The organism is Methylobacterium sp. WL8, assembly GCF_008040045.1.
In the GTDB taxonomy this organism is placed as follows: Bacteria; Pseudomonadota; Alphaproteobacteria; order Rhizobiales; family Beijerinckiaceae; genus Methylobacterium; species Methylobacterium cerastii.
In genome coordinates this window covers 23,895-39,331 of sequence record NZ_VRVF01000046.1, presented here as the reverse complement: position 1 = coordinate 39,331, position 15,437 = coordinate 23,895, and the positions used below count along the sequence as shown (strand labels likewise).

General features: G+C 72.7%; 16 protein-coding genes. 7 read left to right on the top strand and 9 right to left on the bottom strand.

Annotated elements, in window-relative coordinates:
- Both FV234_RS16660 and FV234_RS16655 read left to right on the top strand, forming a co-directional pair.
- On the top strand, positions 1-236 hold a 236-nt coding region (locus FV234_RS16660), incomplete at its 5' end, for a hypothetical protein (protein WP_147830438.1).
- 266 nt (positions 237-502) lie between these two features.
- Positions 503-859, top strand: coding sequence for a hypothetical protein (locus FV234_RS16655; protein WP_147754093.1), 357 nt, complete (start codon positions 503-505; stop codon positions 857-859).
- A gap of 88 nt (positions 860-947) precedes the next feature.
- Here the strand turns inward: FV234_RS16655 and FV234_RS16650 are convergent, their stop codons facing one another.
- The 3 genes from FV234_RS16650 to FV234_RS16640 form a co-directional block, all read right to left on the bottom strand.
- A complete protein-coding gene (locus FV234_RS16650; protein ID WP_147830437.1) occupies positions 948-2,498 on the bottom strand; it encodes an undecaprenyl-phosphate glucose phosphotransferase in 1,551 nt (516 codons plus the stop codon).
- Positions 2,499-2,647: 149 nt separating this feature from the next.
- The gene (locus tag FV234_RS16645) at positions 2,648-3,895 is read right to left on the bottom strand and encodes a glycosyltransferase family 4 protein (protein ID WP_147754095.1); all 1,248 of its coding nucleotides are present in this window, start codon (positions 3,893-3,895) and stop codon (positions 2,648-2,650) included.
- 141 nt (positions 3,896-4,036) lie between these two features.
- The gene (locus FV234_RS16640) at positions 4,037-4,660 is read right to left on the bottom strand and encodes a polysaccharide biosynthesis/export family protein (RefSeq protein WP_147754096.1); all 624 of its coding nucleotides are present in this window, start codon (positions 4,658-4,660) and stop codon (positions 4,037-4,039) included.
- Positions 4,661-4,849: 189 nt separating this feature from the next.
- On the opposite strand from FV234_RS16640, the gene FV234_RS16635 reads away from it, so the two are divergent.
- Positions 4,850-7,243 carry a GumC family protein gene (locus FV234_RS16635; protein WP_147754097.1) on the top strand — a complete coding sequence of 798 codons (2,394 nt, stop codon included), beginning with the start codon at positions 4,850-4,852 and terminating at the stop codon, positions 7,241-7,243.
- A 48-nt stretch (positions 7,244-7,291) separates the two neighbouring features.
- Here the strand turns inward: FV234_RS16635 and FV234_RS16630 are convergent, their stop codons facing one another.
- Complete coding sequence (locus tag FV234_RS16630; RefSeq protein ID WP_147754098.1) at positions 7,292-8,443, bottom strand: GNAT family N-acetyltransferase; 1,152 nt, start codon at positions 8,441-8,443, stop codon at positions 7,292-7,294.
- Positions 8,444-8,760: 317 nt separating this feature from the next.
- Here FV234_RS16630 and FV234_RS16625 point away from each other — a divergent pair, with 317 nt between their 5' ends.
- Positions 8,761-9,822 carry a polysaccharide deacetylase family protein gene (locus FV234_RS16625; protein WP_147830435.1) on the top strand — a complete coding sequence of 354 codons (1,062 nt, stop codon included), beginning with the start codon at positions 8,761-8,763 and terminating at the stop codon, positions 9,820-9,822.
- Between the two features lie 15 nt (positions 9,823-9,837).
- Here the strand turns inward: FV234_RS16625 and FV234_RS16620 are convergent, their stop codons facing one another.
- Together FV234_RS16620 and FV234_RS16615 are read right to left on the bottom strand one after the other, a co-directional pair.
- Complete coding sequence (locus tag FV234_RS16620; RefSeq protein WP_147830433.1) at positions 9,838-10,215, bottom strand: hypothetical protein; 378 nt, start codon at positions 10,213-10,215, stop codon at positions 9,838-9,840.
- Positions 10,216-10,289: 74 nt separating this feature from the next.
- Positions 10,290-10,496, bottom strand: coding sequence for a DUF2842 domain-containing protein (locus FV234_RS16615; protein ID WP_147754807.1), 207 nt, complete (start codon positions 10,494-10,496; stop codon positions 10,290-10,292).
- A gap of 185 nt (positions 10,497-10,681) precedes the next feature.
- Here FV234_RS16615 and FV234_RS16610 point away from each other — a divergent pair, with 185 nt between their 5' ends.
- Positions 10,682-11,791 (top strand): COX15/CtaA family protein, encoded by a 1,110-nt coding sequence (locus tag FV234_RS16610; protein ID WP_147830430.1) that lies wholly within the window; start codon positions 10,682-10,684, stop codon positions 11,789-11,791.
- Positions 11,792-11,941: 150 nt separating this feature from the next.
- The gene (locus FV234_RS16605) at positions 11,942-12,625 is read left to right on the top strand and encodes a hemolysin III family protein (RefSeq protein ID WP_147754641.1); all 684 of its coding nucleotides are present in this window, start codon (positions 11,942-11,944) and stop codon (positions 12,623-12,625) included.
- Between the two features lie 20 nt (positions 12,626-12,645).
- Here the strand turns inward: FV234_RS16605 and FV234_RS16600 are convergent, their stop codons facing one another.
- Both FV234_RS16600 and FV234_RS16595 read right to left on the bottom strand, forming a co-directional pair.
- Entirely contained in the window at positions 12,646-13,266 is a 621-nt protein-coding gene (locus FV234_RS16600) for a hypothetical protein (protein WP_147830428.1), read from the bottom strand.
- 288 nt (positions 13,267-13,554) lie between these two features.
- Positions 13,555-13,803: a hypothetical protein gene (locus FV234_RS16595; protein WP_147830426.1), complete on the bottom strand. Its 249-nt coding sequence runs from the start codon at positions 13,801-13,803 to the stop codon at positions 13,555-13,557.
- Positions 13,804-14,065: 262 nt separating this feature from the next.
- Here FV234_RS16595 and FV234_RS16590 point away from each other — a divergent pair, with 262 nt between their 5' ends.
- Positions 14,066-14,305, top strand: a complete 240-nt coding sequence (locus FV234_RS16590) for a hypothetical protein (RefSeq protein WP_147754639.1) — start codon at positions 14,066-14,068, stop codon at positions 14,303-14,305.
- A 75-nt stretch (positions 14,306-14,380) separates the two neighbouring features.
- Here the strand turns inward: FV234_RS16590 and FV234_RS16585 are convergent, their stop codons facing one another.
- The gene (locus FV234_RS16585; RefSeq protein ID WP_147830442.1) at positions 14,381-15,385 is read right to left on the bottom strand and encodes a hypothetical protein; all 1,005 of its coding nucleotides are present in this window, start codon (positions 15,383-15,385) and stop codon (positions 14,381-14,383) included.
- Between the last annotated feature and the right edge of the window lie 52 nt (positions 15,386-15,437).

Genomic DNA, 15,437 nt, shown 5'->3' with positions numbered 1-15,437 from the left:
CGACGTACCAAGTCACGCCGAACCTTCAGGTTTTCGGTCTGATCACCAACCTGACCAACAACCGCTACGCCAACTTCGGCACCTTCGCCGAGCGCGGCCCGATCGCCGGCAACCTGACCATCAACGACCCGCGCACGACGACGCTGGCGCAGCCGCTCTCGATCTACGGCGGCATCCGCTACGCCTTCGGCGCCGACCCGGTGCCGATGCCGGAGCCGCTGATCCGCAAGTACTGATCGGGCGGGCACAGGCGAGGGGAGGGGCGCGGGCCGCAGGGTCCGCGCCCCTTTCGCGTCTTGGCGCCCCTTTCGCGTCTTGGCGCCCCTTTCGCGTCTTGGCGCCCCTTTCGCGTCTTGGCGCCCCTTTCGCGTCTCGGGGCGTGCCGGCCCGGGGCCGGCCTGCGGCCTCACGCCACCGGAACACGGCCGCGCTTCGTCGCTTGCCCCCTGCAACCGAAACGACGCGGGCCGCGGGCCCGCGCGCCATGCTTCAGGGAGACTCCATGCGACTGGTCCACGCCTTCTCGGCCGCCCTCCTCCTCGCCTCCGCGGCGCCCGCCTTCGCCAGCTCCTGCTCGGAGGAGATCGCGACGCTCGAGCGCCGCCTCGACAGCGCCGGCGCCGAGAAGGTCACCGGCAAGGAGCCGCCGGGCGGCCCGACATCGTCGAACTCCCCCAAGGCGCTTCCGACCCCGCCCGCTGGCAAGCCGAGCGATCCGGCCGCGACCCCCACCGCCGCCGGCGTCAAGGAAGCCCGCGACCTCGTCGAGAAGGCCCGCGGCGAGGACAAGGCCGGCCAGGCCGACGCCTGCCGCGACACCATCATGAAGGCCAAGGAGAAGGCCGGCGCGCTGCCGTAGGCGGCCCGCGCATCCGTGTCCGAAAGCGAAAGGGCGGCTCTCGCGAGCCGCCCTTTCTGCGTTTCACGGTGCCGCCGCCCGGGCGCGGTCAGTACGCGTTCTCGGTCTTGAACAAAGCGAAGGGCGTGGTCATGAGGATCTGCAAGTCGAACAGCACGGACCAGTTCTCGATGTAGTACAGGTCGTGCTCGACCCGGCGCTGGAGCTTCTCGCTGGTGTCGGTCTCGCCGCGCCAGCCGTTGACCTGGGCCCAGCCGGTGATGCCGGGCTTGACCTTGTGGCGGGCGAAGTAGCCGTCGACGACCTGGTCGTAGAGCGTGTTGGCGGCCTTCGCCTGCAGCGCGTGGGGGCGGGGGCCGACCAGGGAGAGGTCGCCCTTGATCACGTTGAACAACTGCGGCAGCTCGTCCAGCGAAGTCTTGCGGATGAACCGCCCGACCGGGGTCACGCGGGCGTCGCCCTTGGTCACCATCTTCGCCGCGGTGGCGTCGCACGCGTCGACGTACATCGAGCGGAACTTGAACACGTCGATCAACTCGTTGTTGAAGCCATGCCGCTTCTGCCGGAAGAACACCGGGCCGCGCGAGGTGAGCTTCACCGCGAGCGCGACGCCGACCATCACCGGAGCGAGGGCGACGAGCATCGTCAGGCCGACCGTGCGGTCGAACACCGTCTTCATCACCACGTCCCAGTCGGCGATCGGGCGGTCGAACACGTCGAGCACCGGCACCGAGCCGAGGTAGGAATAGCTGCGCGGCCGCAGGCGCAGCTTGGTCGCGTGGGCCGAGAGGCGGATGTCGATCGGCAGGACCCAGAGCTTCGAGAGCATCTGCAGGATGCGCCCCTCCGCCGAGATCGGGATCGTGAACACGATCAGGTCGAGGCGCGTGGTGCGGGCGTAGGCGACGAGGTCGGTGACGGTGCCGAGCTTGGGGTATCCGGCGACCACGTCCGTGGAGCGGTCGTCGTTGCGGTCGTCGAACACGCCGACGATGCGGATGCCGCTCTCGCTCTGCGTCTCGAGGGCGGCGATGAGCTCCTCGGCGGCCTTGCCGCCGCCGACGATGGCGGTACGCCGGTCGAACCGGCCCTTCCGGGTCTGCGCCACGATCACGCCCGACAGGACGAACCGGCCGGTGAGGAGCAGCCCGAGGCCGCCGGCGAAGTACGCCGCCAGCCACAGGCGGGAGTAGTGGTCGGCGACCTTGGCGAGCACGAGGCCGGTGGCGACCAGGAGGAAGGCCAGCATCCAGCCCGCGGAGATCTTGAGGGCGGTCTTGAAGAAGGCGCGGAACGCCGCGATCCGGTAGGTGCCGGCGGCCTGGAAGGTGGCGAGGGCGAGGGCCGCCACCGCGACGACCGCGCCGGCATAGGTCAGCCCGAACGGGACGACCCCGCGCAGCAGCGCCACGTGCAGGCCCGCGCCGAGGCCGACGATCAGGGTGAACTCCGCCGCCCGCACCAGGCCGGCGATCACCACCGGGGAGATCGCCGGGGCCGGCAGGGGGGAGACCGCCTCGGCGGGCGGCGCCATCTTCGGCACCGGCTCCGCGACGCGGGCCGGGTCGGCGAAGCCTGCCGCCACGGTCTCGCCCTGTCCGGCGACCTTCAGGAGATCACGGACGTCGAAGGCACTCATCGCTCGATTCCCAGCAGTTCAGCGGCTTCGTTCGTGCCGGGAAGTATCGCAGGGCTCCCTATAGGATTGTTTAAAGTTGCGGACGGCGACGGCGTCGTTTCGCTGGGATGCGGACAGCAGGCATCACGTTCCTGCGACGGTCGGCGGGCTCAGGCGGCCTCGACGCGGGCCGGTTCGGCCGACGCCCCCGGGCGGCGGGCGCGGAAGGCAGCGGCGTAGCCCGAGAGCACGTCGGCGCCCATCCGCTTCATCGAGAAGCGCTGGCGCACGGAGTCGCTCAGGGTCCGGAACCGGGCGGCGCGGCTCTCGGGCGCCTCGTCGAGGACGCGGGCGATCGCCCGCTGCAGCGCGATCGGATCGCGGGCCGGGACGAGGTCTCCGGCGGCCGAGCCGAAGATCTCGGGGATGCCGCCCACGTCGGTGGCGACCAGGGGCTGTGCGGCGGCGGCCGCCTCGAGCACGACGTAGGGCAGGGACTCGGCGAAGGACGGCACCACCATGATCCGCCCGCGGGCGAGGACGGAGCGGATGTTCTGGGCCGGCTCGAAGGCGATGGCGCCGGCAAGGCCCAGGGCTTCGGCCTTGGCCTGGAGCAGCCCGGCATCGGGGCCGGAACCGACCATCAGCAGGCGCACGCTCCGGCCCTCTTCGCGCAGCAGGGCCAGGGCCTGGAGCAGGATCGGCAGGCCCTTGGCCTCGCGCAGCTCGCCGACATAGAGCAGGTCGAACGGGTCGGCCGCCGGGGTCAGGGGTGCGAACTCGGCCTCGCTCAGGCCGTTGTGGACGATGCGGCTGACGCGCCCGTGGGTGCCGACGTAGGCGCGGTGGCGCCCGGCGACGTACTCGCTCTCGAACAGGAACACGTCGGTGCGGCGGGCGAGCAGGCCCTCGGCGCCCATGTAGACCCGGTGCAGCAGGCTGCCGGGCCGGTAATTGTAGCTGCCGCCGTGCGGGGTGTAGGCGCGGATCACGCTGCGGCCGCCGGGTACGGCAGCGAGGCGGGCGTAGGCGCCGCCCTTGGCGCCGTGCCCGTGCAGGACGTCGGCCGCGACGGCCTCGGCGCGAGCCGCGACCGCGCGCAGGCAGGCGAGGTCGGACGGGTGCGGGTTGCGCCGCATCGGGATGCGGGTGACGCCGAGCGCGAGGCAGGGGGCGAGGTCGGAGAGCGCCTGGACGGCGCGCTCGCCGCCGGTGGTCGCGTCGCAGACGATCCCGACGCGGTGCCCGGTCGCGGCCTGGAGGCGCGCGAGGTCGACCACGTGCCGGAACAAGCCGCCGACGGGCGCGCGGAACACGTGCAGGATGCGACGGGGTTCGGCATCCGAAGGGCTGACGGACGGGGTCACGGCGGACGTCTCCAGGCCGGCGGGTGCGGCGGGCTTCCGCTGTCCTGCCATGCCGGCCCTGTCCAGGCGGTTAAGCGCACGCGACCGCGCCGGCGGACCGGGCCGGGCGCAGTCCTTTCCGGCGCCGAGGGTCAACGTTCGGCTAACGCGCGTCCTACTGATCGCCGAGACGGCGGCCTTGCGACCGCGCTCTCAGAAGAACCGCTCCTTGATGACGATCGTGTCGCCGGGGCGCACGGGATACGTCATCGGCACGATGCCCGAGACCAGCTTCTCGCGGCCGGCCTCGTTGGTCGGCTCGAGGCCGGGGCCGGCGGTGGGGCCGCCCTTGCCCTCACGGGTGAGCACGGCGTAGTCGCGCGCCGCCCGCGGGCCGAACCCGGCGGCGATCGCCACGGCGGTCTCGACCGTCATCCCGTTGACGAAGGGGTACTGCCCCGAGGTGGTGACCTCTCCCAGGATGTAGAACGGGCGGTAGGCGTCGACCTCGACGGTGACGTGCGGCTCGCGCACGAAACCCGCGGCGAGCTTGGTCTCGATGGTGCGGGCGGCCTGGCCGGTGGTCTGCCCGCCGATCTGGACGACGCCGATCAGCGGCATCGCGATGCGGCCGCCGCCGTCGACGGCGTAGATGTTCGACAAGTTGTCCTGTCCGAACACGATGACCCGGAGCTTGTCGCCGGCCGCGAGCGCGTAGCGCGCGCCGATCGAGCCGGTGCCGGTCGCGTCGAGCTGGGCGGTCCGGTAGTCCGGCCGCAGGCAGCCGCCGAGCCCGAGGCTGGTCGCGAGAACGAGGAGGAGTACGCGTCGGTTCATCACCACAGCCGTCGTGATTGCCTGATCGATCGTTTCGTAATCCGTTAAGGTTAAGAAATGCTGTCGCCCCAAGGCGGGCGCACTGCACCGCGCCGGCTTTAACTCTCAAGCAACCTTAACAGGTTCTATTGATCCCACGTGTTGATGCGTGGGCACAGTCGCGGCCCGGCATCGCGAAGAGATCGTGCCATGTCCCGAATCGCCCCGCGCGCGGCCGCCCCGATCGAACGGCCGGCCTTCGCCGCAAGGCCCGCCCCGGCCGACGGCCTCAATCTCGCCCAGGTGCCCGCCCTGCTGCGCCGGTCGTGGCACTGGATCGCGCTGCCGACGCTGGTGGTCGCCGGGCTCTCGACGGTGTTCGTGCAGGTGGTCTCGCCGCGCTACACCGGCGAGGCGAAGCTCCTGCTGGAGAGCCGCGAGGCCGCCTTCGCCCGCACCGCCTCCGAACGCGCCGAGCAAGTCCCGCCGATCGACGAGCAGGCGGTGGCGAGCCAGGTGCAGGTGATGATGTCGCGCGACCTGGCGCGCGAGGCGATCCGCCGGCTCAACCTCGTCGGCAACCCGGAATTCGATCCGAGCGCCGGCACCATCGGCCCGGTCCAGCGAACCCTGATGATGCTGGGGCTGGCCAAGAACCCCCTCGACCGCCCGGCCGAGGACCGGGTGCTGGAAGCCTATTTCGAGCGGCTGCTCGTGTTCCCGGCGGGCAAGTCGCGCATCCTCTCGGTCGAGTTCCGCTCGAAGGACGCGGAGCTGGCGGCCAAGGGCGCCAACACCGTCTCCGAACTCTACATCGCAGCCCTGGAGGCGGCGAAGGTCGACACCGCGCGCTACGCCTCGACCTGGCTCGGCGGCAACATCGACAGCTTGCGCAAGCGCGTGGCTGAGGCCGAGGCGCGGGTCGAGGCCTACCGCGCCGGCAACGGCCTCGTCGGCTCCACCGGCGCCAGCGGCCAGCCGCTCAACGCCCAGCAGCTCGGCGAACTCTCGACCCAGCTGTCGCAGGCCCGCATCCTGAAGGCGGACCTCGCCGGCCGGGCGAAGGCCGTCAAGGAGATGATCAAGGACGGGCGCGCCTTCGAGATCCCCGACGTCGCCAACAACGAGGTCATCCGGCGCACGGTGGAGAACCGCATCACGATCCGCGGGCAGCTCGCCCTCGAATCGCGGACGCTCCTGCCGGCGCATCCGCGCATCAAGGAGCTGACCGCCCAGCTGCAGGACCTCGACGCCCAGATCAAGGCCTCGGCCGAGCGCGTCGGGCGCACCCTGGAGAACGACGCCAAGATCGCGGCCTCCCGCGTCGAGAGCCTGCAGGCGGCCGTGGACGGCCAGCGCGACGTGGTGGTCAAGGGCAACACCAGCGAGATCCAGCTGCGCGCCCTGGAGCGCGAGGCCAAGGTCCAGCGCGAGCAGCTCGAATCCTACCTGTCGCGCTACCGCGAGGCCGCCGCCCGCGACGGCGAGAGCGCCACGCCCGCCGACGCGCGCATCATCTCGCGGGCGGTGACGCCGGAGCTCCCGTCCTTCCCCAAGAAGCTGCCGATCGTCGCCTTCGCGACCCTGCTCACGCTGATGCTCGCCGCCGGCGTGGTCGTCGCCCGCCACCTCCTGTCCGATCCCACGGGGGGCGGTCGCCGCGAACGCGAGGAGGAGGAGGCCGCCGACGCGCCGTCGCCGGCTGCGCGGCCGGAGCGCTTCGCCTTCCCCGAAGCCGTCCCGCCCGCCCATTGGGCAGCCGCCGAGGCCGGACCGGTCGCCGGCACGCATGCGATGGCCGAACCCGTGATGGCCGAACCCGACTTCGCCGAACAGGACTTGGCCGAACAGGACTTGGCCGAACCCGTCTCGGCCGAGCACACCCCGGCGGAAGCGCCGGCCGCGGCGAAGGTCGAGGCCGCGCCTGCGTCGAGCCAGCCCGCCACGCCACGCGCCGGCTCCTTCGATCTCGCGCCGCTGATCGCGCGCCTCGAAGCCGGCCCGCGCGCCGGCGGCGGGCGCACCCTCCTCGTGGTCGAGACCGCAGGCGCCGCCCGGCCGGTTCCCGGCAAGAGCCTCGTCGAGGCCCTGGAGGCGGCGCTCTCGGGCCGGGCCTCGGCGCTTGCGGTCGACCTGAACGGCCCGGCCTCCGACGCCGAGGCACCTGGCCTGACCGACCTCGTCGCCGGCGAAGCTGCCTTCCTCGACGTGATCCAGGCCGAACGCGGCTCCGCCATCCACCGGATCGCCGCCGGCTCGCTGGAGATCGAGGTTCTGCTGGAGGAGCCGGCTTCGGTGGCGATCACCATCGAGGCGATGGCCGAGGCCTACGACTGGGTGGTCTGCCGCCTGCGGGCGGAGCCCGGCGCGCACGAGCTGCTCGCCGCCCTCGGCACGCTGATGGACAGCGTGATCATCGCCTCGAACGCGGCGCTCGACGATCCCGACCTCGGCGACCTGTTCGCCATCGCCGAGGATTCCGGCGCGGGCCAGGTGCTGGTCGCCCAGGACAAGCCGGCGCAGGATCGGCCTGCCCGGCAGCGGCACGACCGGACGGCGCAGGACGACGCCGAGCCGATGGCGTTGCGCCTGTCCGCGGCCTGACCGGGACGCCGTTCCCGCCCATCCAAGCGGATGGCGGGGACGAGCCCTTCAACCGGCCCGCATCCGCCGCAGCCGCTGCACGAGGGCGAACAGGCGCGGGTCGCGCTTGATCCGGCGCTTGAGCCGGGTGAGGCGCGTCGCGACGAGCCCGTAGGCGTGGCCGCGGAGCGTCACCGGCAGCATCACCTCCACCAGCGGGATGGTCTCGTCGCAGATGCTCGCCTTGTAGCGGGCCTCGCCGACGCCGAGATCGAAGGCGCGGCGGCCGCGGGCGGCCTGGTCGCGCACGAGGTGATGGAGCAGCAGGTCGCCGGGGCTGAAGCGGGCGACCTCGGGATCGGCGTCGAACGCCGTCATCATGCCGGAATAGCGCGCGCCGTCGACGGCGCCGCCGAAGGTCGCGAGCACGCGGCCGGTCGCCTCCAGCACCAGGGCGTGAACCTCCACCGCCGGGTTCTCGCTCGCGGTGGCCTCGCTCAGGAAGGCGCGGATCGCCGGGTCGGCATAGGGGTCGTCGATGCCCATGGCGGAGAAGCGCGCCGCCTTCTGCGCGTAGAAGGCGGACAGGTACCGCTCGGCCTCGGCGCCGTCCGCCGCCTTGCGGTAGGCGAGGGGGCCGTGCGCCTCGATCAGGCGCTTCTCCTTCGAGCGCAGCTTCTTGCGCGCGTCGGCGCTGAAGGCGCGCCTGAGCGTCGACTCGGGGTCGGGGCCGAGCATCATCCCGTAGCCGTCGCTCGGCGCGGCCTCGCCGCGGATCGCCAGCGGGTTGACCGCGCCGTCCCAGGTGCGGGGCTGGTGCCCGAGGGCGTAGACGTCGACGCCGGAGGCGCGCCCGACCTGGCCGAGCGCCGCGATCACGTCCTCGGCCGGAACGGCGGCGGCGTCGCGGGCGGAGAACAGCGGCAGGTGGTAGTTGGCGTGGTCGCCACCGAGCGTCCGGGCGATCGCGACGCCGCGGCGGCGCTCGACCACCAGCGGCAGCAGGATGCGCGGCCGGCCGGCGGCGTCGCGCAGGACGACGACCCGCAGCGCGCCGGGGGCGACGGTCGCTCCCGCGTAGGCGCGGACCCAGTCGAAGCGCTGGTAGGGCGTGGCGAGGCAGGCGGGGTCGGCCTCGAGCCCGCGCCACAGGGCCTCGACGGCCGCGAGGTCGGTGAAGACCTCCGCGGTCAGGCCGGACTGAGCGTGCGCGCGGGCCATGGTCGCTCCTGCGAGATCCCGGTCCATCGGACCGCCTGCCACGACCGCCATCGCCCATCCCCCGCGCCGACCCCCGTGGAGGCGGCAAACCATCGGTCCCGGGCGCCACTTCTGGGCACCGGCCCCTAAGCCGGGGTGTACGTGGCAACGCGAACGCGCGGTCGGGCCGGGCGAAGCGCCGGCGTGGCTAACGGATCGTTGCGCGCCGCAGGCACGGCCCGAGCCTCAGCCTTTGTTTACGCCGAACCGGGACAAGGAAGGGGGGCGCCGCGCACGGCGTCGCCCGTGTTGCGTTCCTGCGCCACCGAGGCGGTGCCATGCTGTCGTCCCGAAACCGCCACCGGCTGTTCGAGGCCGGGTTCCGGGCCGTCTCCGCCACGGGGGCCGACCGCTGGCTCGCGCCGGCCGCCTGCGGCCTCGGGGTGATCCTCACCTTCCACCACGTCAGCCCGGAGGCCCCGGGTCCTTACGCGCCCAACCGCCTGCTCTCGATCACGCCGGACTTCCTCGACGCGACCCTGCGCGAGCTCGACGCCCGCGGCTTCGAGGTCGTCGGCCTCGACGAGGTGCCCGAGCGCCTCGCCGCCGCGCGCTACCGGCCGCCCTTCGCGGTGCTGACCTTCGACGACGGCTACCGCGACAACGTCGTGCATGCCCGGCCCGTGCTGGCCCGCCACGGCGTGCCGTGGACGCTCTTCGTCACCAGCGACTTCGCCGACCAGACCGGGCGGCTGTGGTGGATCGAGCTGGAGCGGGCGATCGGCCGGCTGGAGCGGGTCCGCGTCGCCGTCGGCCCGCGCGACGTGGACCTGCCGGCGCGCAGCCCGCAGGAGAAGGCCCTCGCCTTCGAGGCGGTCTACCGCGACCTGCGCGGCGGCTCCGAGGCGCGGCTGCTCGACCGGATCGCAGCGATGTGCGCGGAGGCCGGCATCGCCCCGGGCGCGGTCGCCCGCGAGCTCTGCCTGTCGTGGGACGACCTGCGGGCGCTCGGCCGGGACCCGGCCGTCACCTTCGGCGCGCATACGCGGAGCCATCCGATGCTGGCCAAGCACGGGATCGAGGCGGTCGCCCGCGAGGTCGGCGAAGGGCGCGAGCGGCTGGCAGCCGAGCTGGCGCGACCGGTACGGCACCTGTCCTACCCGGTGGGTGACCCGACCTCGGCCGGCGCACGGGAATTCGGGCTCGCCCGCGACCTCGGCTTCGAGACCGCGGTGACGACGCGGCCGGGCCATCTCTTCCCCGACCATGCCGGCCACCTGCACGCCCTGCCGCGGGTCTCGGTCAACGGCTGCCACCAGTCGCGGGCGGCGCTTTCCGGCCTGCTCTCGGGCGTGCCGTTCCTCGCCTGGAACCGCGGCCGGCGCCTCAACGTGGCGTGAGGCGCGGGCCCGCGATCACCGACGGCGGCGGCGATGGCGGTAGGAGCGGCCCTCGCTGCTGCCCGCGGTGAACACCGCGCTCTGGCGGCCGCGGCGGACGCGGTATCGCCCGCGCCGGCCGCCGCGAGGCTCCTCGACCGCCTCGTCGGCCTGGGCGGCGGCAGCCGCCGTCGCGGGCAGGGCGGGGGCGGGCGGGGACTCGCCCGCCGCGTAGCCGCCGGCGACGTTCTTGGCCGCGGGGCCGAACATGGCGAGGCACTGGTTGTAGGCGAGGTCGTTCTTCAGGCGCTCGCATTCCCCGACCGAGCGCGGCGTCCCCTGGGCCTGGGCGGCGGCGCCGAGCCACAGGAGGAGCAACCCGGCGAGGGCGGGGGACGATTTCGGGAGGGGCATGAACGACATCTGCGAGGCGAGCGGCGCGGGTCGGCCGCTTCTCGCCCCCGAGTGCGGCGAAAACGCGGGCGGCCTCAGCGGTCGGGCCGTTCCATCCACTTGATCAGCGGCATCAGCGGGAAGATCCAGGCGATGCCCAGGATGCTGTAGAGCACGGTCTGGAGCAGGGGCGGGGCCTCGGCGATGCGGCTGTCGGCGAGAGCCATCGCCAGCGGCGCGTAGACGATGACGAAGCCCAGGATCCCGATCGTCCCGATCAGGGTGCGGGTGCGGCGGCGCATGCAATTCCCTCGTGCGAGCCCCGGGGGTAGCGCCGAGGCGCGACGATGGCAACGCGTCGGATCGGCGCCATCCCCTTGGCTTCCCTACGATTCGGGTGGCGTGCGGCAACGCCGGACGTTGCCGCGGGCGCCGGCTTTGCCTAACCCGGTGGCTCCCTCTCACCGATCCGAGCGACGACGCCCCGATGAGGCCTGCCGAATCCCCGCGCCGCGAAGGCGCCGTCCGCACCTGGCTCTACCTCCTCGCCGCCCTCGTGGTCGCGATGGTGGCGGTCGGCGGCGCGACGCGCCTGACCGGGTCCGGCCTGTCGATCACCGAATGGCGCCCCGTCACCGGCGTGGTGCCGCCGCTTTCGGCCGCCGACTGGGCGACCGAGTTCGAGAAGTACCGCGACACGCCCCAATACCGCATCCTCAACCAGGGCCTGGGCCTGTCCGACTTCAAGGTCCTGTACTTCTGGGAATGGGGCCACCGCCTGCTCGGGCGGATCGTCGGCCTGGTGTTCTTCCTGCCGCTGATCGCGTTCTGGTGGCGCGGCATGCTGAGCCGGCGCCTCGGGCTCGGCCTGCTGACGCTCGGAATCCTCGGGTCCGCGCAAGGGGCGATCGGCTGGATCATGGTGGCCTCGGGGCTGCAGCCCGGCATGACCGCGGTGGCGCCGATCAAGCTCGCCCTCCACCTCACCATGGCGAGCCTGATCCTGGCGGGCCTCGTGTGGCTCGCTGCCGGCGAGCGCAGCGCGGGCGTCGCCCCTGCCGCGCCGCGGCTGCGCGCGGTCGCGCTCGCCCTGCCGGCTCTGGTGCTCGCGCAGATCTTCCTCGGCGGGCTGGTGGCCGGCTCCCATGCCGGCCTCGTCCACAACACCTGGCCGACCATGGACGGCGCGCTGATCCCGCCGGCGGAGACCCTGTTCTCGGTGCGGCCCTGGATCGAGAACTTCGTCGACAACGTGACCCTGGTCCAGCTGAACCACCGGCTCACCGCCTACCTGCTCCTCGCCGTCGCCCTCGCGCACGCGGTCGACGCGCGGGTCGCCGCCCCGGGCAGCTCCGTCGCGCGCCGCGCCACCGGCGTCGCCGGTCTCGCCCTGGCGCAGGCCGGCCTCGGGATCGCGACGCTGCTCATGGCCGTGCCGCTCTGGGCGGCGCTCGCACACCAGGTTTTGGCGATGGCCGTGCTGGTGATGGCCACCGTGCATGCGCGCCTGAGCCGCGGCCTCGTGCGCGCGCCCCGCGCCAGCGGGCCGGCGGTGGCGGCGTTCGGCTTCGAGGCGCTCGCAGGCCGGGGGGCCTGACGGAGCCTCGGAGACCTCTGACATCACCGGTTCAGGATGAAGATTGATCCTGAACGGTGGAAAAGTCGCGATCGACCGGGACTGCGTGGTCTGCCGGTGGAACGAGTGTCATCGAAACGGCTTAGCCTTGACGCGTTGCAGGAGGCTGTGATGTTCCTGGCCGAAGATGGACGACCGGTCGGTCTGACCTGGCACTACACCCCGCGCGAGATCGTCGCCGACGGGGTGGTCCACGGCCTCGGCGTGCTCCTCGGCCTCGCCGGTGCGGTCGCCCTCGTCTCGATGGCGCTGACCGAGCATCTCGGCCTATCCGAGCGGATCGCGGTGGCGGTCTACGCCACCGCACTGGTCTCGATGCTGGCGGTCTCGGCGACCTACAACCTCTACCCCGTCGGCCGGCGCAAATGGTTGCTTCGCCGGGCCGACCACGCGCTGATTTACCTGATGATCGCCGGCACCTACACGCCGCTCGTCGCCCTCGTCGGGACAGGGCCGATGGCCTGGGGGCTCCTCGCCTTCGTCTGGATCGTGGCCGGGATCGGCATCGCCGTGAAGCTGCTGCTGCCCGGCCGCTTCGACCGCCTGTCGATCGGCCTCTACCTGCTGCTCGGCTGGTGCGGCCTGTTCGCCTACGAATCCGTGATCTCGGCCCTGCAGCCGACCGCCCTATGGATGCTCGCCGTCGGCGGCCTGCTCTACTCGGTCGGCGTCATCTTCCACGTCTGGCGCAAGCTGCCGTTCCAGAACGCCATCTGGCACGCCTTCGTGCTCGCCGCGGCCGCCTGCCACTACGGCACGGTCTGGGCGAGCCTCGCCGGCGCCTCGGCGACCTGAACGGCGAGCGGGTCGGCGCCTTACGGCGCCACCGTCCAGGGGCTGATGATCCGCATCGAGGCCTGCTGCGGCACGAGCGTCGCGGGGGTGCGGGGGGTGCTCTTCAGGCGCTCGACGAACTTTCGGGCCTGGTCGGCCGGCAAGGCCGAGGCCGGCGCCATCAGGGCGGCGAGCTGCTTGCGGGTGCCGCGGTCGACGTAGGTCGAGCGCTCCACCGGGACGAAGTCGCGCATCGTGTGCGCCGCGTCGGGATCGCCGGTGAAGACGCGGGCGCCGGTGTTCAGGACCACGATGTCGCCGGGGCGCAGAGTCTCGTCCTTCATCAGGGCGGCGACGGCGCCGCCCTTCATGTCGATCGGCTTCTGGCGATCGGTGATCCGCACCTTCAACGGCTCGGAGGCGGGCAGGGCGGCGTAGCGGATCCGCGGACGCGGCGCGGCGGCCCGGCGGCTGCGGTGACGGATCTGGGCCCCGGCGTAGGCGGGCTGGCTCGGCTCGGGCGCCTGCACGGCCGGCCGCGCCCCGCCGAACAAGGCCTCGAAGAAGCCGATCTCGGCCGCTTGGGCCTGGGCGGCGCCGCCTGCGACGAGGCCGCCGGCGATCACCACGGCGAGGGCGCGACGGTTCAAGGACGACGTCATCGATCCCTCCGAGGATGCTCGAGCATTGGAAATGGGGCGCACCGCACGGCGCGTGCGCTGCGACACCCCCTCAACGACAACTTAAGCGCGACAGTTCCGCGGACATTGCACGCAACGTCGGCAGGTCGGCTCGGTGTGTCAGGGCGGGAGGCGGGCTCGCGAGGGCGAGCGTGCGACGAGCCTACGAGAGGCGCTCGCGTCGGGGTCGGATTGCGTTCGCGCCGTCCTCGTTCGGGTTCTCATGCCCCGTACGAGTCGTGCATTCGGGTCGGGACGTGGCGCCCGGCGTCAGGCCGGCGCGGCCTGCTCGCCCTCGCCGATGCAGTCGAGCGCGCGCTCGACGGCGCCGACCGCGTCGAGCAGGTGCTGGACCGTGCGCTCGACCTCGAGGGCCGGGCGCCCCATGGCGGCGGCGCGCGCGCTCACATCCTCGAGCTGTTCGAGCAGCGTGAGGAGGTCGCCGGCGACGGCGACGACCTCGCACCGGGCGAGTTGATGCACGGGGGTGCGCGGGCGGAAGGGCAGGACGTTGCTCATGAAGGCTTTCGGCTCATCCCGGCGGTTGTCGCCGGAACGCGGCCGCTTGGCCAGGGTTGTGGGGCGGCTCCTCCACACGAATGCCCCGGTTCGCGGCCGCAAAGCCACGCCGTGGTGACTTTTCCGTGGCCATCCGACATCGGATCCCCGGCAACCGCTTTACGCGAGCGGCACCGCCTTGACGCGGCCACACCGGCCCGACACCTCCGCCGGCACCGGCGATTCCCGCGCCTCCCTCACGATGACGCCCCAGGAACCTGCGATGCGCCCCGTCCCGACCCTTCGGACCCTTGCTCCCCTCGCCCTCGCGGCCGCCCTGCTCGGCGGCCTCGCCGCCTGCAACAGCGTCGACGGCCCCGACAGCCGCAGCGGCCTGGCGGAGACCTTCAACACCGACAACTACCGGCGCTCGAACGACACCAACGGCACCCAGACCCGGCCCGACGTGAACCGCCTGTACACGCAGCCCTCGATGCCCTCGATCGTGAATCGCGGCTACTGATCCGCCGGCGTCTCCGATCGTTCGGGCCGGTCCCCGCGCCGCCTTCCGCGGTGCGGGGCGAGGCCCCGGGGGCGCTTAGCGCTTGGCGAGGGCGTCGGCGAAGGCCGCGATGCGGTTGCGGGCGTAGGTCGGCAGGCCGGCGCTGATCGAGGTGCCGGTGTTGAAGCTCGAGTTGCCCATCAGCACCTGCGCCGGCAGCAGGTTCCTCAGCACGGGCACGCGGGCGTATTCCGCCTTGCGGTCGAGGACGTCGCCCTTGATCGCCAGCGCCATGTAGGTGGTGACGACGGTCTTGGTCGGGTCGTTCGGCATCGGCTGGAACACCGCCAGGAACTTGCCGAAGCGCAGGATCTGGTTGACCCAGAAGATCGTCTGCTCGAGCCCGCCCGTCACCGTGGTGTCGACCTTGGTCAGCGCCCCCAGGCTCGCGGCCCGGTCGGGCGGTAGGGTGCGCAGCTCGCTCTGGAACGAGACGAACTCGGCGATCTTCTTGGCGCCGCCCTCCTCCAGCTTGTTGGCGAGCTTCACGCCCAGCGGCAGCTTGCCCTCCAGGTCGTAGCGCGACTCGATGCACACCGTGCCCGGCTCGCACCACGGCCGGTCGGGACGGCGGGCGAAGGCCGCGGCCGGGTCCTTCGTCGGCGTCACGTCGGCGGGGTCGAGCGCCTTGTGCTTGATCGCCGGGTCCATCGCCTGCACGAAGCCGAGCTGCGCCAGCGCCGACAGGTCGATCGCCTCGGCGGGCCGTGCCACCACGAAGCGCCCCTCGGCGACGTAGACCTTCAGCGCCTCGTGCCGCGGCTTGGCGACCCCGTTCACGGTGGTGGTGTAGTCCGGCTCCTTGTAGCCGGGGAAGGGCGAGAGCGCGGCCGCCTCCACCGGCTTGGTCCGCACCCAGTCGAGGTAGGGCGTCAGCCCGTTCTCGGGCGCCGAGGGGGTGTCGCGGTGGTCGCTCACCAGGATCGTCCCGGGCTTCAGCGTGGTCGGGTCGACGGCGGCGACCGAGGCGACCTCCCGGATGCGCCCGGCCGTCGCGGCCATGCCCGGTTGCGCCGGCGAGGGGGGCGTCGCCTGGGCCATCGCGGACGGGACGCCCGCGAGCACGAGCAGGGGCAAGGCAAGGCGAACGGGT